At 62.7% G+C, this 19,589-nt stretch carries 12 protein-coding genes and 1 pseudogene; 5 read left to right on the top strand and 8 right to left on the bottom strand.

Features of this window, described 5'->3' with window-relative positions:
• Positions 1–25: 25 nt before the first annotated feature.
• Positions 26–2,887 (bottom strand): 2-oxoglutarate dehydrogenase E1 component, encoded by a 2,862-nt coding sequence (locus FQ705_RS16970; RefSeq protein ID WP_144143071.1) that lies wholly within the window; start codon positions 2,885–2,887, stop codon positions 26–28.
• 384 nt (positions 2,888–3,271) lie between these two features.
• Positions 3,272–5,098 carry a translational GTPase TypA gene (gene typA, locus FQ705_RS16965; protein ID WP_144143069.1) on the bottom strand — a complete coding sequence of 609 codons (1,827 nt, stop codon included), beginning with the start codon at positions 5,096–5,098 and terminating at the stop codon, positions 3,272–3,274.
• 332 nt (positions 5,099–5,430) lie between these two features.
• Between typA and FQ705_RS16960 the strand changes: the two genes are divergently transcribed.
• The 4 genes and pseudogenes from FQ705_RS16960 to FQ705_RS16945 form a co-directional block, all read left to right on the top strand.
• Complete coding sequence (locus FQ705_RS16960; RefSeq protein WP_144143067.1) at positions 5,431–5,946, top strand: MarR family winged helix-turn-helix transcriptional regulator; 516 nt, start codon at positions 5,431–5,433, stop codon at positions 5,944–5,946.
• Positions 5,947–5,995: 49 nt separating this feature from the next.
• Positions 5,996–7,504, top strand: coding sequence for an efflux transporter outer membrane subunit (locus FQ705_RS16955; protein ID WP_144143065.1), 1,509 nt, complete (start codon positions 5,996–5,998; stop codon positions 7,502–7,504).
• 89 nt (positions 7,505–7,593) lie between these two features.
• On the top strand, positions 7,594–8,835 hold the full coding sequence (locus FQ705_RS16950) for an HlyD family efflux transporter periplasmic adaptor subunit (RefSeq protein WP_144143064.1): 1,242 nt from the start codon (positions 7,594–7,596) through the stop codon (positions 8,833–8,835).
• Between the two features lie 24 nt (positions 8,836–8,859).
• A pseudogene (locus FQ705_RS16945) lies at positions 8,860–10,434 on the top strand (DHA2 family efflux MFS transporter permease subunit); the annotation flags it as partial.
• A gap of 164 nt (positions 10,435–10,598) precedes the next feature.
• Here FQ705_RS16945 and truB read toward each other — a convergent pair.
• From truB to rimP, 5 genes are all read right to left on the bottom strand, one after another.
• Positions 10,599–11,534 (bottom strand): tRNA pseudouridine(55) synthase TruB, encoded by a 936-nt coding sequence (gene truB, locus FQ705_RS16940; RefSeq protein WP_144143060.1) that lies wholly within the window; start codon positions 11,532–11,534, stop codon positions 10,599–10,601.
• A gap of 73 nt (positions 11,535–11,607) precedes the next feature.
• Positions 11,608–11,976, bottom strand: coding sequence for a 30S ribosome-binding factor RbfA (gene rbfA / locus FQ705_RS16935; RefSeq protein ID WP_144143058.1), 369 nt, complete (start codon positions 11,974–11,976; stop codon positions 11,608–11,610).
• 136 nt (positions 11,977–12,112) lie between these two features.
• Positions 12,113–15,073, bottom strand: coding sequence for a translation initiation factor IF-2 (infB, locus tag FQ705_RS16930; protein ID WP_144143056.1), 2,961 nt, complete (start codon positions 15,071–15,073; stop codon positions 12,113–12,115).
• A gap of 94 nt (positions 15,074–15,167) precedes the next feature.
• The gene (gene nusA, locus FQ705_RS16925; RefSeq protein ID WP_144143054.1) at positions 15,168–16,643 is read right to left on the bottom strand and encodes a transcription termination factor NusA; all 1,476 of its coding nucleotides are present in this window, start codon (positions 16,641–16,643) and stop codon (positions 15,168–15,170) included.
• Complete coding sequence (gene rimP, locus FQ705_RS16920) at positions 16,640–17,098, bottom strand: ribosome maturation factor RimP (RefSeq protein ID WP_035550921.1); 459 nt, start codon at positions 17,096–17,098, stop codon at positions 16,640–16,642. The genes nusA and rimP overlap by 4 nt, the downstream gene beginning before the upstream one ends.
• A gap of 276 nt (positions 17,099–17,374) precedes the next feature.
• On the opposite strand from rimP, the gene FQ705_RS16915 reads away from it, so the two are divergent.
• On the top strand, positions 17,375–17,575 hold the full coding sequence (locus FQ705_RS16915) for a hypothetical protein (RefSeq protein WP_144143052.1): 201 nt from the start codon (positions 17,375–17,377) through the stop codon (positions 17,573–17,575).
• Positions 17,576–17,617: 42 nt separating this feature from the next.
• On the opposite strand, the gene rluB is transcribed toward FQ705_RS16915, so the two are convergent.
• Entirely contained in the window at positions 17,618–19,561 is a 1,944-nt protein-coding gene (gene rluB / locus FQ705_RS16910) for a 23S rRNA pseudouridine(2605) synthase RluB (RefSeq protein WP_144143050.1), read from the bottom strand.
• Positions 19,562–19,589 lie beyond the last annotated feature (28 nt).

Genomic DNA, 19,589 nt, shown 5'->3' with positions numbered 1-19,589 from the left:
CGCCTTCCCGGTTCGACTGTTTTCTTTATTTAGCGATCGACGCGCTCTTGAGGCGGCCGAAAGCGCCTTCGATCAGCGCCTTCTGCTGCTCGTAGTGCTTCGCGTAGTAGCCGACTGCCGGCGAGGCCGAAGCCGGACGTCCGCTGTATGCCAGCTTCTGACCTTCCTTCATGCCTTCCTTCAGATGGTGCTCGATGTAGAACCACGGGCCTTGATTCTGCGGCTCGTCCTGCACCCACACCACTTCGGTCGCGTTGTCGTACTTCTTCATTTCCGCTTCGAACTGCTTATGCGCGAACGGATAGAGCTGTTCGATGCGGATGATCGCGACGTCATGCGACTTGACTTCGCGGCGATGTGCCACGAGGTCGTAGTACACGCGGCCCGAGCAGGCCACCACGCGCTTGACCTTCTTCGCGTCGACGGTGTCGTCCACTTCGCCGATGATCGGCTGGAACGCGCCCTTCGCCAGTTCGGACAGATCCGACACGGCTTCCTTGTGACGCAGCAGCGACTTCGGCGTAGCGACGATCAGCGGCTTGCGGAACAGGCGGATCATCTGACGACGCAACAGGTGGAAAATCTGCGCCGGCGTGGTCGGTTGAACGACCTGCATGTTGTGGTCTGCGCACAGTTGCAGGAAACGTTCGATACGTGCCGACGAGTGCTCCGGGCCTTGCCCTTCGTAGCCGTGCGGCAGCAGCATCGTGAGACCCGAGACGCGGCCCCACTTCACTTCGCCCGACGAGATGAACTGGTCGATCACGACTTGCGCGCCGTTCACGAAGTCGCCGAACTGCGCTTCCCACGCGACGAACGTATTCGGTTCAGCGGTCGAGTAACCGTATTCGAAGCCCAGCACCGCTTCTTCCGACAACACCGAGTCGATCACGTTGAACTTCGCCTGACCTTCGGCGACGTTCTGCAGCGGCACATACGTGCCGTCGTTCCAGCGTTCGCGGTTCTGATCGTGCAGCACCGAATGACGGTGCGTGAACGTGCCGCGGCCCGAGTCCTGACCAGTCAGACGCACGGCATAACCGGACGCGACCAGCGACGCAAATGCGAGGTGCTCGCCCATACCCCAGTCGAGCTTCGCTTCGCCACGGCCCATCGCGCGACGGTCGTTGAGAACGCGCTCGACCAGCGGGTGAACCTTGAAGTTTTCCGGAACCGTGGTGACGCGCTCAGCGAGGCGCTTCAGTTCAGCCAGCGGCACTGCGGTATCGGCTGCGTCGGTCCACTTGCGGTTCAGGAACGGCACCCAATCCACTGCGTACTTGCTCTTGTAGTTCGACAGCACCGGATCGACCGTGTGGTGACCTTCGTCCATCGCCTTACGGTAGGCCTTGACGAATTCGTCGCCTTCATCCGCGGTGATCACGCCTTGCTGCACCAGCTTTTCAGCGTACAGTGCGCGCGTGCCCGGGTGCTTGGCGATCGTCTTGTACATCAGCGGCTGCGTGACCGCCGGCGTGTCCTGCTCGTTGTGACCCAGCTTGCGGAAGCAGACGATGTCGACGACGACGTCCTTGTGGAACTGCATCCGGAAGTCGATCGCCAGCTGCGTAGCCAGAACCACGGCTTCGGGATCGTCACCGTTCACGTGCAGAACCGGCGCCTCGATCATCTTGACGACGTCCGAGCAGTACAACGTGGAGCGCGAGTCGCGCGGGTCCGACGTCGTGAAACCGATCTGGTTGTTGATGACGATGTGCAGCGTGCCGTGCGTGCCGTAACCGCGCGTTTGCGCGAGGTTCAGCGTTTCCATCACCACGCCTTGGCCCGCGAAAGCCGCGTCGCCGTGGATCTGCACCGGCAGCACTTGCAGGCCGCTGTCGTCGCCGCGACGGTCCATCCGGGCCTTGGCCGAACCTTCGACCACCGGGTTGACGATTTCGAGGTGCGACGGGTTGAACGCGAGCGACAGGTGAACCGGGCCGCCTTCGGTCGAGACGTCCGACGAGAAACCCTTGTGGTACTTCACGTCGCCAGCCGGCAGATCGTCGACGTGCTTGCCTTCGAATTCGGCGAACAGGTCAGCCGGCATCTTGCCCAGCGTATTGACCAGCACGTTCAGACGGCCACGGTGAGCCATGCCGATGACGATTTCCTGCACGCCCTGCTTGCCGCCGTGACGGACCACTTCGTCCATCGAGGCGATGAAGCTTTCGCCGCCTTCCAGCGAGAAGCGCTTCTGACCGACGTACTTGGTGTGCAGGAAGCGCTCGAGGCCTTCAGCAGCCGTCAGGCGGTTCAGGATGTGTTTTTTCTTGTCGTTCGAGAAATTCGGCGTCGAACGGATCGACTCGAGCTTCTCTTTCCACCAGCGCTTCTGTTCCGGATCGCTGATGTACATGTACTCGGCGCCAATCGTGCCGCAGTACGTGTCGCGCAACGCCTTCACGATATCGCGCAACGAACCGCGCTCGAAACCGAAATACAGGTTCGTGGCGCTGAACTCCTGGTCCATGTCGGCTTCGGTGAAGTCGTAGAACGCGGGTTCGAGTTCGGGGATAGCGGGACGTTCGCGGCGCTTCAGGGGATCGAGATTGGCCCATTGCGAGCCGAGAAAGCGATATGCGCCGATGAGGGACTGCACATAGACCTGCTTGCGCGCGGTAGCGAGATCTTCGCCGCCGGCAGCCGTGCGCGGGATGAAGGCATTAGCCTTGGCCCGTTGAGCAAACGATTCGACGATCGGGCCATGGGCCACGTCGTTGGCATTGCTGCCATCCGATGCAGGGACGTTCTGCAACGCGTCGAAATAGCTGCGCCAGTTCTCGGGCACTGACGCCGGATTATCGAGATACGCTTCGTACATTTCTTCTACGTACGGAGCATTGCCGCCGAACAGATAAGAGTTCGACTGGAATTGCTTCATCATTTTTACGCTCACCTTTCTTCGAGTTTCTCGAGAAATAGCGGGTTACAGAACCTTCCGCGACACGGCCTGACCGTTTAGCGGATTGCGCGAATCAAGTCTTGCTTGGAAGGACCTAAAACTTTGCACCCGGGGAGCATATCACAGAACGGATACCGCAGATAGCAGACGGATTGCCGCCGAAGCCCGGCGCGACAAGGCTTTCGGGCTACTTTCAGGATACGCAACGGTGTTCTGCGGGAAACGGGGACAAACTCGACACGAATGCGCGGTAAGTGGCTGGAACGCGCCTAAATGCCCCAAACAGCCCCAAAACGACAAAAGCCACCCGAAGGTGGCTTTTGCCTGACAGCGAGACGACTAACGCCGCTCCGTGCCTTTTGTTGCTTAGTCCACTGCGCCCTTACGGCTGGCGCTGCGACGCTCGTGTTCCTTCAGGTAACGCTTGCGCAGACGAATCGATTGCGGCGTGACTTCGACCAGTTCGTCGTCGTCGATGAACTCGACCGCGTATTCGAGCGACATCTGGATCGGCGGAACCAGGCGCACGGCTTCGTCGGTACCCGACGAACGCACGTTGGTCAGCTGCTTACCCTTGATCGGGTTCACGACCAGATCGTTGTCGCGGCTGTGAATGCCGATGATCATGCCTTCGTACAGCGGCTCGCCCGGCGACACGAACATACGGCCGCGATCCTGCAGCTTCCACAGTGCGTATGCGACTGCCGCGCCGTCGTCCTGCGAGATCAGCACGCCGTTACGACGCTCGCCGACCGCGCCTTCACGCACCGGCTGGTACGAGTCGAACGTGTGGCTCATCAGGCCCGTGCCGCGTGTCAGCGTGAGGAATTCCGACTGGAAGCCGATCAGGCCACGTGCCGAAATACGGTACTCGAGACGCGTACGGCCACGGCCGTCCGACGCCATGTCGAGCATTTCGCCCTTACGGCGGCCCAGCTCTTCCATCACGCCGCCCTGGTGGCCGTCTTCCATGTCGACGGTCAGGTTTTCGTACGGCTCGTGCTTCACGCCGTCGACTTCGGTCATCACCACGCGCGGACGCGACACGGCCAGCTCGTAGCCTTCGCGACGCATGTTTTCCACCAGAATGGTCAGATGCAGCTCGCCGCGGCCCGCCACTTCGAACGTGGTTTCGTCGCCGGTTTCTTTCACGCGCAGCGCGACGTTGTGGTTCAGTTCCTTCATGAGGCGGTCACGAATCTGACGGCTCGTGACGAACTTGCCTTCGCGACCGGCCAACGGCGACGAGTTGACCAGGAAGTTCATGGTCAGCGTCGGTTCGTCGACGGTGATCATCGGCAGCGCGTCGGGTTGTTCCGGTGCGCAGATGGTCACGCCGATACCGATTTCTTCGATACCGTTGATCAGCACGATGTCGCCGGCTTCAGCCGAGTCGACCTGCACGCGCTCCAGACCCTTGAACGACAGCACCTGGTTGATCTTGCGGTTCAGGATCGCGCCATCGGGGCCCGAACGAACGGCCACCGACATACCCGGCTTGATCGTGCCGCGCGTGATGCGGCCCACGCCGATACGGCCGACGTACGACGAATAATCCAGCGACGTGATCTGCAGTTGCAGCGGCGCGCTCGGATCGGCCGGGCGAACCGGCACGTGTTGCAGCACGGCCTCGAACAGCGGGCGCATATCGCCTTCGCGCACGTCTGCGGTCAAGCCTGCGTAGCCATTCAGACCCGATGCGTAGACGATCGGGAAGTCGAGCTGTTCGTCGGTTGCACCGAGCTTGTCGAACAGGTCGAACGTCTGGTTGATCACCCAGTCGATACGCGCGCCCGGACGGTCCACCTTGTTGATCACGACGATCGGCTTCAGGCCGAGCGCCAGCGCCTTCTTGGTCACGAAGCGCGTTTGCGGCATCGGGCCTTCGACGGCGTCGACCAGCAGCAGCACCGAGTCGACCATCGACAGCACACGCTCCACTTCACCGCCGAAGTCGGCGTGACCGGGCGTGTCGACGATGTTGATGTGCGTGCCTTCGTATTCGACGGCGCAGTTCTTCGAAAGAATCGTGATGCCACGTTCTTTTTCGATGTCGTTCGAGTCCATCACGCGCTCGACAACCGCCTGGTTGTCGCGGAACGTGGCGGTCTGGCGGAGGAGCTGGTCGACGAGCGTAGTCTTGCCGTGGTCGACGTGGGCAATGATGGCGATGTTGCGTAGGGCGCGGGTCATAGGAAACCTGGAGACAGTTGGGAGTGCGCCGCTTGCTCATACCGGTTACTTGTACAACCACGAAACCACGACAAGCCCAAAGCGCACTTTTGGGAACCCAACATTATAGCACGCACAAATGAAGCTTTCTGGTATTCCCTGACAGGCCTGACGTGTTCGACCGTCGCGCCACACGGAATCACCCCCGAATCAGCTCCCGCCACTACGTAAAACCGCGCCGATTGTCACTTGAGCGAGGAAAGATACTTGCCTAAGCTGTAATAACACTTGCCGCGTCAAACAACCCGCCTCTATAATCCTGCCTAGTCAACCATTGCATTCGCACGAGAATCATGACGGAGCCGTCCTCTACACCCACGCCGGACCTCAGCGAGTATCAGCTCGGCGAAAGCGTCGGCTACCTGCTCTCGCGAGTGAAATCGACCATGTCGAATCTGATCACCCAGCGCAGCATGGCCGAGTTGGGCATCACCAGCCAGCAGGGCAGCATCCTGTTCATGGTGGCGAGCGGCAAATGCCTGCTGGCGGCCGAGCTGGCCCGCGAATACGGCATCGACGCCAGCGCCGTCACGCGTCTGGTCGACCGGCTGGAGAAACGCGGCCTGCTGACCCGGGTGCGCAGCAATGAAGACCGGCGGGTCGTCCGGCTCGCGTTGACACCGGAAGGTCACGCCATCGCGGCGAAAATGCCCGCCATCTTCAACGGCGTGCTGGACGATCTGCTAAACGGTTTCACCCCCGAAGAAGTGGGGTTTCTGAAAAGCATGCTGCGCCGCGTGCTTATCAATTCCGGCGAACAAACGGGACTAACCCGTGATGCAGCAAGCAATCTTGACGGTAAATCGTAACAGATTGCTTGCAGTGTCCATCATTACATTCCACTCAAAGAGTCGAGCGATGAAATCCCTTTCCCTGTCCGCGCCCGCGCTTTCGAGCCGGGCCGCTGTCGCCGCTGCGGTGACGGCGCTCGCCCTTACGGGGTGCGCGAACTACTTCGGTATGAAAAGCGACAAGCAGATCTCGTCGCCGGCTCAGTACGAGTCCTCGCAGAGTCTGTCCGGTCAGGGCGGTCAGTGGCCGTCGCTCGACTGGGCCAACCAGTTCGGCGACCCGCAACTGTCGAAACTGATCGCGGAGGCGCTGGAAGGCAGCCCGTCGATTGCGCAGGCACAGGCGCGCATCGCCAAGGCTTCCTCGTATATCGAAAGCTCGCGCTCGGCGCTGTATCCGAAGGTCAACGGCAGCTATTCGTGGAACCGCGAACTGTTCTCGGGCAACGCGCTTTACCCGCCTCCGTATGGCGGCACGTGGTATAGCGAGAACAACGTGCTCGCGAGCGCATCGTGGGATCTGGACCTGTGGGGCAAGAACCGCGAGCGTCTCGGCCAGGCCGTGTCGCAGGAAAAGGCGGCTGAGGCCGACATGCAGCAGGCGCGCGTCACGCTCGCCGCCTCGGTGGCCAGCACGTATAACCAGCTCGCGCAGCTGTACGCGTTCCGCGACATCGCCGCGCGCGAAATCGCCAACCGCCAGGATATCGGCCGCATCACCAATGGTCGCGTGACCGCCGGTCTCGACACCAATGTCGAGCGGCAAACCGCGAACGGCAACATCGCGACCAGCCAGTCGAATTTGACCGACCTCGACGGCCAGATCACCGTCGTGCGCTATCAGTTGGGCGCACTGCTCGGCAAAGGTCCGGACCGCGGTCTGCAAATCGACAAGCCGGTGCTGACCAACGGCGGCACTGTCGCATTGCCGGACAATCTGCCGGCCGACCTCGTCGCGCGCCGCGCGGACATCGTCGCCGCACGCTGGCAGGTCGAAGCCGCCATGCACGACGTGAAGGAAGCGAAAGCGGAGTTCTTCCCGGACATCAACCTGTCGGCCGGCATCGGCTTCGACGCGTTCGGCTGGGGTCGTTTCCTCAAATCGGGCAGCCGCCAGATGCAGATCGGGCCGGCCATTCATCTGCCGATCTTCGACGCCGGCGCGCTGCGCTCGCAGTTGAAGGGTCGTTTTGCCGATTTCGACCTGGACGTGGCGAACTACAACCAGACGCTCATCAATGCCCTCTCCGACGTCGCGACGCAAGTCGCGTCGATCCGCTCGATCGACCAGCAATCGGGCGACGCACAGCGCGCGCTCGACGCCTCGACCAAGGCGTACCAGCTGGCCGTGATCCGCTACAAGGCGGGCCTGTCGCCGCAGTTGCAGGTGCTGACCGCCGACCAGAACCGCCTCGCCGCCGACCAGACGGTGACGGGCCTGAAGATGCGCCGCCGCGATATGCAGATCGGCCTCGTCAAGGCGCTCGGCGGCGGTTTCGACGCGACGCAGACTGGCCTCGTGGTGCCGACCGATGCCCCGGCATCGGCCACCGCCGCGACCGCCGCCGCGAACTGAGCGCCAGGCGGAACGCACGCAGCACCAATCGAACCCACGCACGAACATCCGAATAAACGACGACGTTTGAGAGAACCCGGAGCACATCGATGAGCACCCCCCAGCAGCCCGCGGCTCCCGCGGCTAACACGCAGCCCACCCAACCGGCGAACAACAGCAAACGCAAGCGCATGATGACGTTGCTCGTCATCGTGATCCTGATCGCCGCGATTGCGTATGGCTTTTACTACTTCCTCGTCGCGCGCTTCCACGAAGACACCGACGACGCCTACGTGAACGGCAACGTGGTGCAGATCACGCCGCAGGTCACCGGCACGGTGGTCGCGGTGAACGCGGACGACACGCAAACCGTCAAGGCCGGCGACCCGGTGGTGGTGCTCGATCCGGCCGACGCCCGCGTCGCGCTGGAGCAGGCCGAAGCAAATCTCGCGCAGACGGTGCGACAGGTGCGAGGCCTGTTCGCCGACGACAACCAGTATCAGGCGCAAGTCGCCATGCGCCAGTCCGATCTGTCGCGCGCTCAGGACGACCTGAAGCGCCGGATCGCGGTCGCGCAGACTGGCGCTGTCTCGCAGGAAGAAATCTCACACGCCCGCGACGCCGTGAAGAGCGCGCAAGCTTCGGTCGACGCCGCCCAGCAGCAACTGGCGTCGAACCGCGCATTGACCGCCAACACCACGATCGCGAATCACCCGAACGTGCAGGCCGCCGCCGCGAAGGTGCGCGACGCGTACCTGAACAACGCGCGTAACAACCTGCCGGCGCCGGTCACGGGCTACGTCGCGAAACGCTCGGTACAGGTCGGCCAGCGCGTCTCGCCGGGCACTCCGCTGATGGCGATCGTGCCGCTCGGCGGCGTGTGGGTCGACGCAAACTTCAAGGAAGTGCAGCTCAAGTACATGCACATCGGCCAGCCGGTCGAACTGACGGCCGACGTGTACGGTTCGTCGGTGGTGTACCACGGCAAGGTGGTCGGCTTCTCGGCAGGCACGGGTTCGGCGTTCTCGCTGCTGCCCGCGCAAAACGCGACCGGCAACTGGATCAAGGTCGTGCAGCGTCTGCCGGTGCGGATCGCGCTCGACCCGCAGGAACTCGAGAAGCATCCGCTGCGTATCGGCCTGTCGATGCAAGCCGACGTCAGCATCAAGGATCAGAGCGGCGGCCAGCTCGGCGAAGCGCCGAACACGATCTATCAGACCGACGTGTTCAAGAAGTACGGCGACGAAGCCGATGCGGAAATCGCTCGCATCATTTCGGAAAACGCGGGCCCGAACGGCGGCTCGCTGAAGTCGTCGCAGGCTACCGCCGACAAGCCCGCCAAGCGAAGCTGAAGCAAGCCTCGTGACGATTCATACAAGGCTTCATTAATGGCTCAGGCTCAGGCGCAAGTCCCTCATCCGCCGCTCGAGGGCGCGCAACTCGTGATCGGCACCATCGCGGTGTCGCTCGCCGTCTTCATGAACGTGCTCGACACGTCGATCGCCAACGTATCGATTCCGTCGATTTCGGGCGACCTCGGTGTGTCGTCGGATCAGGGCACGTGGGTGATCACCTCGTTCGCGGTGGCCAACGCTATCTCCGTGCCGCTGACCGGCTGGCTCACCGAGCGGGTGGGCCAGGTGCGCCTTTTCATGGCGTCGATCATTCTGTTCGTGATCTCGTCATGGATGTGCGGCCTCGCGCCGACGCTGCCCTTCCTGCTCGCCTCGCGCGTGCTGCAAGGCGCGGTGGCCGGCCCGATGATCCCGCTGTCGCAAACGTTGCTGCTCGCCAGCTATCCACGCGCCAAGGCGCCGATGGCCTTATCGATGTGGGCCATGACCACGCTGATCGCGCCGGTGGCCGGGCCGATTCTCGGCGGCTGGATCTCGGACAACATCTCGTGGCCATGGATTTTCTACGTCAACATTCCGGTCGGCGCGATTGCCGCCGGCGCGACGTGGATGATCTTCCGCAATCGCGATTCGGTCATCAGGAAGGCGCCGATTGACGGCGTGGGTCTCGCGCTGCTGATCATCTGGGTCGGCTCGCTGCAGGTCATGCTCGATAAGGGCAAGGACCTCGACTGGTTTTCGTCGACCACCGTCGTCGTGCTGGCGCTGGTGGCGGTGATCGCGCTCGCGTTCTTTATCGTGTGGGAGTTGACGGCGGATCATCCGGTGGTCGATCTCTCGCTCTTCAGCCGGCGCAATTTCACGAGCGGCACGATCGCGCTGTCGATCGGTTATGGGCTTTACTTCGGCAACCTGGTCCTGCTGCCGCTGTGGCTGCAAACCGATATCGGTTACACCGCGACTCAGGCGGGTCTCGTCATGGCACCGGTCGGCGTGTTCGCGGTGCTGCTGTCGCCGATCACGGGCAAGATCCTGCCGCGCACCGATCCGCGCTATATCGCAACGCTGTCGTTCCTCGTGTTCGCGTTGTGTTTCTGGATGCGCTCGCGTTATACGACCGGCGTGGACACGTACTCGCTGCTGTTGCCCACGCTGATTCAGGGCATCGGCATGGCCGGGTTCTTTATTCCGCTGGTGTCGATCACGTTGTCGGGATTGCCGGGCAACCGGATTCCGGCGGCGTCGGGGCTGTCGAATTTCGTGCGGATCATGTGCGGCGGTATTGGTACCTCGATCTTCCAGACGGCGTGGGATCATCGTTCGATCATGCATCACGCGCAATTGGCGGAACAGGCGAACGCGTACAACCCGGTCTTCGACCAGTCGGTCCGGCAGATGGGCGCGGCGGGTTTCAATCAGCCGCAGGCGCACGGTCTGTTCAATACGATGGCGACGCAGCAGGCCGCGCAGTTGGGCGTGAACGATCTGTTCTTCGTGTCGGCGGGGATTTTCGTGGCGCTGATCGCGTTGATCTGGATAGCAAGGCCCGAACGCGCTGGCGGCGATGCGGGTGCTGCTGCAGCGGCCGCGCATTGAAGCGCTTGCCGTAGCTTCACTGGTCGGCTGCTGAAGGCATGAAAAAAGGCGGGACCGCTTGATAGCGGTGCCGCCTTTTTGTTTGTGGCGCGCGGGGTTTGGCGCCTGGCGCACGATACACGTTGGCGTGTCGTCACGCGCCTTCGCATCAGCCGATGGCCGACTCAGTGCCCGGTGGTGACCACCAGCCTCTCAGGCGCCAGCACGCCCTCACCCTGCTTCGCGACGCCGAGCAAGCGGCCCTGCGCGGCATAAACACGCACGCGCGGTGCGTTCACCGCTTCGCCGCTGATATCCAGTTCGGACAGCTTCAGACGTTGACCGTGCAGGAAGCGCCGCGCCGCGTCTTCATCCAGCTCGACGGACGGGAAGGTCGACAGCAACGCATCCACCGGTTGCAGCCAGGTATCGCGCTCGGTTTCGCTTGCATCGGACAACGCGTCGAGCGTCACCGAATTCTCCAGCGTCAGCGCGCCGACGCCCGTGCGTCGCAGCGCCACCAGATGCGCGCCACATCCCAGCGCTTCGCCGATATCCTCGGCCAGCGTGCGCACATACGTTCCCTTGCTGCAGGTCACGCGAAACGTCACGTCCGGCAGCGCGCAAGCGAGCAATTCGAGTTTGAGGATCGTCACCGGACGCCCTTCCCGCTCGACCGTCTGGCCGGCGCGTGCGTATTCGTACAGGGGCTTGCCGTCACGCTTGAGCGCCGAGTACATCGGCGGGACCTGGATGATGTCGCCGAAAAATGACGGCAGCACCGCCTGAATCGCCGCCTCGTCGCACGTCACTTCGCGCGTATCGATTGCTTCGCCTTCGGCATCGCCCGTGGTCGTGCGAATACCGAGGCGCATGGTGGCCTCGTAGGTCTTGTCGGCTTCGAGCAGGTCTTGCGAAAACTTGGTGGCTTCGCCGAAACAGAGCGGCAGCAAACCGGTAGCGAGAGGATCGAGCGTGCCGGTGTGGCCCGCCTTTTTCGCCAGATAGAGACGCTTCGCGCGAATCAGCGCGTCGTTGCTCGACAGGCCGAGCGGTTTGTCGAGCAGCAGTACGCCGTCGAGCGCGCGACGCGGCACGCGGGGGCGTTGAGGTGCGGTCATGTCAGAAAGACGGGATGTTGATGGATACGTAAAACGGCGGGGCGACAGCCACCGAGGTGGCGCCCCACGCTCTTCACTCGTCGTCTTTCGCGCGACTGGCGTTCGCTTCGTCGATCAGCTTGGACATCTCGACAGCGCGTTCGATCGTCTGGTCGTAATGGAAATGCAGCGTCGGCACGGTGTGGATGTGCAGGCGCTTGAACAGCTGATTGTGCAGATGGCCGGCCGCATGGGTCAGCGCTTCGAGCGTCTGCTGCGGGTCGCCCGTCAGCGTCGTGAAGTAGACCTTGGCGTGCGCATAGTCAGGCGTCAACTCGACACTTTGAATCGTGACGAGGCCGATCCGCGGATCCTTGACCTCGCGCAGCAGTTCGGACAGATCGCGTTGGATCTGATCGGCGATCTGTACATTGCGATTGGGGGAAGAACGTTTTTTAGGCATGGTGTTGTGTGATCCGCTCGGGCGGATGCAAAAAAGTGATTCGCGCTGAGTGGTTCGCGCGAAACAGCGGCCCCAAAAAACAACGGGCGGAGCGGGCGTGAAAGCCCGCTCCGCCCCTAGAGCCGTGCCGCTTGAATTACAGCGTACGCGCGACTTCGGTGATCTCGAAGACTTCGAACTGATCGCCTTCGACGATGTCGTTGAAGTTCTTGATCGACATACCGCACTCGAAGCCCTGACGGACTTCCTTCACGTCATCCTTGAAGCGCTTGAGCGAATCGAGCTCGCCCGTGAAGATGACGACGTTGTTGCGCAGCACGCGCACCGACGACGAGCGCTTGACGAAACCGTCCGTGACCATACAGCCGGCCACTGCGCCGATCTTCGGTACCTTGAAGACCTGACGCACTTCGACCGTACCGGTGATGATCTCGCGCTTTTCCGGCGCCAGCATGCCCGACATCGCGGCCTTCACGTCATCCACTGCGTCATAGATGATGTTGTAGTAGCGAATATCGACGCCGTTGGACTCCGCCAGCTTGCGAGCCTGCGCGTCCGCACGGGTGTTGAAGCCGATGATGACCGCCTTCGAAGCCGTTGCCAGGTTGACGTCCGACTCGCTGATGCCACCCACGGCGCCGTGCACGATCTGCACACGCACTTCGTCGGTCGACAGCTTGAGCAGCGATTGCACCAACGCTTCCTGCGAACCCTGCACGTCGGCCTTGACGATGAGCGGCATGTACGCCACTTCGCCTTCGGTCATCTGTTCCAGCATGTTCTCGAGCTTCGCGGCCTGCTGCTTGGCCAGCTTGACGTCGCGGAACTTGCCTTGACGGAACAGCGCGACTTCACGTGCCTTGCGGTCGTCCGGCATGACGATGACTTCTTCGCCAGCCTGCGGGACTTCCGACAGACCCTGAATTTCAACCGGAATCGACGGACCTGCCGACTTGGTCGGCTTGCCGGTTTCGTCGAGCATGGCTCGCACACGACCGTAAGCACTACCTGCCAGCACCACGTCACCGCGGTTCAGCGTACCGGACTGGACGAGGATCGTTGCAACCGGACCCTTACCCTTGTCGAGCTTCGCTTCGATGACGAGACCCTTGGCCGGTGCGTCGATCGGTGCCGTCAATTCCAGCACTTCGGCTTGCAGCAGCACTTGTTCGAGCAAGTCGTCGATACCTGCGCCGGTTTTAGCCGACACCGGTACGAACGGCGATTCGCCACCGTACTCTTCCGGCACGACGCCTTCCGCGACGAGTTCCTGCTTCACGCGATCCAGATTCGCATCCGGCTTGTCGATCTTGTTGATCGCGACGACGAGCGGCACGCCGCCTGCCTTCGCGTGAGCGATCGCTTCCTTCGTTTGCGGCATCACGCCGTCGTCGGCTGCAACCACCAGAATCACGATGTCCGTTGCCTTCGCACCGCGAGCACGCATGGCCGTAAAGGCCTCGTGACCCGGCGTGTCGAGGAACGTGATCACGCCACGCGGCGTTTCGACGTGGTATGCGCCAATGTGCTGCGTAATCCCGCCCGCTTCACCCGCTGCTACCTTGGCACGGCGGATGTAGTCGAGCAGCGAGGTCTTGCCGTGGTCGACGTGACCCATGACGGTGACGACCGGCGGACGCGGCAGCGATTCCGCATCCGACACTTCGCCTTCGACCAGCATGGCTTCCGGATCGTCCAGCTTGGCCGCGACCGCGTGATGGCCCAGTTCCTCGACGATGATCATCGCCGTTTCCTGGTCCAGCATCTGGTTGATCGTGACCATCTGGCCGAGCTTCATCATCGACTTGATGACTTCCGACGCCTTCACGGCCATCTTGTGCGCGAGATCCGCGACGGTGATGGTTTCCGGCACGTGCACTTCGCGCACGATCGGTTCCGTCGGCGCCTGGAACGTGGTGTTCAGATCCTGATGCTTGCCGCGACCCTTCGGGCCACCGCGCCAGCCGCGATCCACACCGCCGCTCGAGTCACCCCGCGTCTTGATACCGCGGCGCTTCGCTGCGTCGTCCTGCCAGCCGCCCTTACCACCGCCCGGCTTCTTCTTGTCGCCTGCGGACGGCGTGGTCGTTGCAGCCGGAGCCGCAGCAGCCGGCTTCTTGGCTGCAGGACGTGCCGTTGCTTCACCCGGCGGACGCGCCGGCTTGTGCAGCGTGCCCTTGGCTTCCACGGCCTTGGCCGGCTCAGCGGGCATCGGTGCCGGTTCCGGCGCCTTGACCTGCGCCTTGCGCGGCGTGTTCATCATTTCGCGAATCGCACGCGCTTCGGCTTCCGCCGCCGCACGGCGCTTGGCGATTTCTTCCTGTTCGGCGCGCGCTTTGTCAGCTGCCTGACGCGCTGCGTCTTCTGCCTTCTTCGCAGCTTCGCGTTGCGCGGCGCGTTCTGCTGCGGCGCGCTCGTCGTCCTGCTCGCTTTCCTTCGCGACCACCGGCTCCGCTGCCTTGGCAACCGCCGGCTCAGCCTTCGCGGCGACCGGCTGCGCAGCTTGCGCCGTCTGAGTCTTCTCGCGAGTTGCCGCCTCGGCCGCAGCCGCTGCGCGCTTCTTCGCCGCTTCTTCTTCCGCGCGACGACGCTCGGCTTCAGCGGCCTGCTCGCGTGCCTGACGCTCGGCTTCTTCGCGTTCGAGTTGTTCCTGACGCGCCTTCAGCTCCTGAGCCTGCTTTTCGAGCAGCTCAGCTTCGTGACGAGCTTCCTCTTCACGACGCTGGAGTTCGACGTCATCGACTTCGACGTCTTCGGCCACATGATTCGATGCATCCCCGCCTTCACCGGCGGCTTCGTCGCGGCGGACGAAAGTGCGCTTCTTACGCACCTCGACCTGAATGGTGCGAGCTTTGCCCGTCGCATCGGACTGCTTGATCTCCGACGTATGCCGTTTCGTCAGCGTGATCTTGCGCTTGTCTGCATCAGTCGAGCCGTGAGACTTGCGCAAGTGGTCGAGCAGACGCGCCTTGTCCGTTTCGGACAGGGAGTCGGCTTCGCTCGCTTTGGTGACGCCAGCCGCCTGCAGCTGCTCAAGCAGCACGCCTGCAGGCATTTTCAGTTCCGCGGCAAATTGGGCTACGTTGTTACTCGCCATTCATTCCTCTTAATGCAAGGACCGATTCCTTGCGGTTAGCATCGGGTCATGCGGCCTGACGGCCGCGTTCAATTTAGTGCGCCATGGTCATTTCTCACTGGAACCAGTGTTCACGTGCTTTCATGATCAACGCCTTAGCGGCATCCTCTTCCATTCCGGTCATCTCGACCAGTTCGTCCACAGCCAGCTCGGCGAGTTCGTCGCGCGTCTGGATCTGATGTTCGGCCAGCTTTGCGAGCAGGTCGGCATCCATGCCGTCCAGGCTCTTCAGGTCGAGTGCCACATTTTCGACCTTTTCTTCATTCGCGATTGCCTGCGTGAGCAATGCATCACGCGAGCGGTTGCGCAGTTCGTGAACGGTGTCTTCGTCGAATGCTTCGATTTCGAGCATTTCGTTGAGCGGCACGTAAGCGATCTCTTCGAGGCTCGTAAAGCCTTCGTCGATCAGGATGTCGGCAACTTCTTCGTCGACATCGAGACGCGCCATGAACAGGTCACGCAATACGCCGCGTTCCTGATTCTGCTTCTGCGCAGATTCGTCCGGCGTCATGATGTTGATCTGCCAGCCGGTGAGTTCGCTGGCAAGACGCACGTTCTGGCCGCTGCGGCCGATCGCGACCGCCAGTTCGTTCTCGTCTACGACGACGTCCATCGAATGCTTTTCTTCATCGACGACGATCGACTGGACGGCTGCCGGCGCGAGGGCGCCGATCACAAACTGGGCGGGATCTTCCGACCATAGCACGATGTCGACGTTTTCGCCACCGAGCTCGTTACGCACGGCCTGCACGCGCGAACCGCGAATACCGACGCAGGTGCCGATCGGATCGATGCGCTTGTCGTACGCGATCACGCCGATCTTGGCGCGCACGCCCGGATCACGAGCGGCAGCCTTGATTTCCAGCAAGCCCTGTTCGATTTCCGGCACTTCCATCTCGAACAGCTTCATCAGGAATTCAGGCGCCGTACGCGACAGTTCGATCTGCGGACCGCGAGCGGTGCGATCGACCTTGGCGATGTAAGCGCGCACGCGGTCGCCCACGCGCAGGTTTTCCTTCGGAATCAGCTGATCGCGGCGCAGCAGCGCTTCGACACGGCCGGTTTCGACGATGAAATTGCCCTTGTCGAGACGCTTCACCGAGCCGGTCATGATGTGCTCGCCGCGCTCGAGGAAATCGTTCAGGATCTGCTCGCGTTCAGCGTCGCGCACCTTCTGCAGGATCACCTGCTTGGCAGCCTGCGCGCCGATACGGCCGAACTCGATCGACGGCACCGGCTCTTCGATGAACTCGTCGAGCTGAATCTCGGGTTGCTGTTCGCGTGCTTCGAACAGCAGAATTTCCTGATCCGGTTCCTGCAAACCGGCTTCGTCCGGCACCACCTTCCAGCGGCGAAACGTTTCGTGCTCGCCGCTTTCACGGTCGATTTGGACGCGGATATCCGCATCTTCTTCGAAGAGTTTCTTGGAGGCCGAAGCGAGGGCCGCTTCGAGCGCGGCAAATACCACGTCTTTGTCGACGTTCTTCTCGCGTGCCAGCGCATCCACCAGCATCAACACTTCGCGACTCATTGTTTGCGGCTCCTAAAGTCAACTTTCGGAACGAGGCGTGCTTTATCCATGTCTGCGAGCGTGAAATCGAGCATCGCAGCGCCTTCCTTCCCTTCAAATTCCAGACCGATCGTTTCGCCTTGCGGGGCATGCAGGATGCCCCGGTACGATTTCCGTCCGTCCAATGGCTTTTTCAATGTGATTACCACTTCGCTGCCTGCGAAGCGTTCGAAATCCGCCAGTTTTTTCAGCGGGCGGTCGAGACCCGGCGACGATACTTCGAGCCGCTCATAATCGATATTTTCGACCGTCAGTACGTGCTGGAGCTGACGCGTGACTTTCTCGCAGTCTTCAATCCCGATCCCGGCCGGCTGGTCGATATAGATACACAACATGCCGCGCCCGGTGCGCTCGAGATCGACGAGCTCGTAGCCGAGTCCCACGACCGTGGTTTCAATCAGTTCCGTCAGTTGCACAGTGCCCTCTTAGATGTTCGCGCAGCGAGCCTGCCGCTTGTTTTGCAAACAACCAATGCGGGCCGCGCGCCTGGCCGGCGCACGTTCGTGCTACCCGAGATGCCGAACCACGAAGAACTGAGCGGCAAAAAAAAATGGGCTAAACGCCCATCATCTTATTACCGGTGGTCGCACCTGAGCCGCACATAAAAAGCCGCACGCCCAGCGACTTCGCGATTGTAGCCATTTTTCGGGACAAACGCAAACCGCAGAACGCCGCCCAACGCGCATTTCCGCTTGATTTCATGGGAATCTTTCAACGATATGGCGACGCTTCCGGCCTTTGGCGAGGCCGCTTGCGCGACCCGTGCGCCAGGCCGCTCAAGTGGGGCCGATGAAATCTGCCCCTACTTCGTGCAGCGTCGCGGTTTTATGCATCACATGAAAGAAACCGCGCCGCCCCTCGATCCGATGACGGCGATTGCAGCAGAGCGTTGAAACAACGATCTGCGGCCGGCCGCCATAGATGGATGCTTCGCCTTAACGACCGCGCGAACGGCCGCGCGGCGCACCGCCGCCGCGATTCGCGCCGCCCGGGCTGGCGTTGCCGCCACCCGCGCGGTTGGCGCTACCGCCGCGATTGCCACCCGGACCACGACCGCCGCCATTGCCGGGATTCGCGCCTTGACCACCGGTGCGCTTGCCGCCGGCCGGCGCACGATTACCGTTTCCCGTCGGCGCGCGATTGCCGTCGACGTCACGGCCGCCGCGCGGGCCACCCGCGCCGCCTGCGCCGCCTGCGCCGCCGCCCATCGGGCCGCTGAAACCGCCAGCGCTGCGGCCTGCACCGCCGCGATTACCAAAACCACCACCGAATCCGCCGCCGGAGCCGCCAGCACCACCAGCACCGCCGCCGAAACCGCCCCCTGCCGCACCACGCCGGCCCTGGCCACGCGGCTGCTGCTGGTCGAAACGGCCGTGCGACATCAGCACGGGTTCACGGTTGATGAAGCCCATCGACGTTTGCATCGGATCCGGTTGCTTGCGCTCCGGCGCCGAGCTACGGCTACCGCGCTCTTCAGTCGGAGCCTTGAGGCCGACCGACGCCATCAGCGCGCGCACCTGGTTGTCTTCGAGCTCTTCCCAACGGCCGCGCTTGAGGCCCTTCGGCAGCGAAATCGAGCCGTGACGCGTACGGATCAGGCGACTCACCATCAAGCCGGCTGCTTCGAACATACGACGCACTTCGCGGTTACGCCCTTCGGCCAGCGCGACGTGATACCAGTGATTGGTGCCTTCGCCGCCGCCGTCGCGGATACGCAGGAAGTTGGCCGGGCCGTCTTCCAGTTCTACGCCGTGCAACAGCTTCTGACGCATGCCTTCGGCGAGCTCGCCGACCACGCGCACCGCGTATTCACGCTCGACGCTATAACGCGGATGCATAAAACGGTTCGCCAGATCGCCCGAGGTGGTCAGCATCAGCAGACCTTCGGTGTTGAAGTCGAGACGGCCGACCGCGAGCCACTTGGCGGTTTTCATCGGCGGCAGCTTGTCGAACACCGACGGACGGCCTTCGGGATCCGCATGGCTGACGATTTCGCCGGCCGGTTTGTGATACAGCAGCACACGCGGCGGCTTATTGGCCAGCTTGCGCTTGACCGGCTTGCCGTTGATGCGGACCTGGTCGGTCGGCATGATCCGCTGGCCGATGTGAGCCGGCTCGCCGTTCACCGAAACGCGGCCGGCAATGATCAACTCTTCCATGTCGCGGCGCGAACCCATGCCGGCTTCGGCCAGCACTTTGTGCAACTTCGGCGCGTCGTCGTCCGGTTCCAGTACGCGCTTGGGCGCGGCTGGCTTGCCACGGCGCAGCATCGGGGCGTTCGGGCCCGTGCCGCCGTTGTCCGCGTCGAACGCGGGCGACGTGACGTACGAAAACAGATCGTCCGGCGCGGCTTCCGCAGCCACTGCCACCGGTGCCGCTTCGCTACCGCGGCGATTATTCTGACGTTGACCACCCTGACGCGGCTGACGCTCGCGCGGTGCGCCATCGCGCTGACCTTCGCGGGGTGCGCCGTCGCGGGGCGCACCTTCGCGCGGTGCCGCGTCACGCTGACCACCTTCGCGCTTCTGGCCACCGGCATTGCGGCGCTGACCTTGACCCTTGGCGCCCGCGTCCTTGCGCGGCATGCGCACCTGCGCGACCACCTCGCCGTCCGGCGGCGCTTCGGTGACGACCGGCGCACCTTGCGCGGGCGCGCCTTCGGCGCCCTTCGTCTTCGCTCCGGCGCGACGGCGCGCGATCAGGCTGCGCGGGCCGCGACGCAAGCCGCGGCGCGGACGGTCTTCGCCGTCGGCTTCCGCGTTTTGCGCAGGGCGTTCGCCCTCGGCTGCCGATGCTTGGCTGGTGCGCGTTTCGTCAGCGCGCGCCGACGGCACGGCGCGCTCGGATTCGGACGAATCGGTGTCGTGGGTATGTGTCAAAACAACCTCAAAATGTCAGGTCGCGCAC

This window comes from Paraburkholderia sp. BCC1884 (assembly GCF_900996225.1).
GTDB lineage: Bacteria > Pseudomonadota > Gammaproteobacteria > Burkholderiales > Burkholderiaceae > Paraburkholderia.
This window is presented reverse-complemented; position numbering and strand designations above follow the sequence as displayed.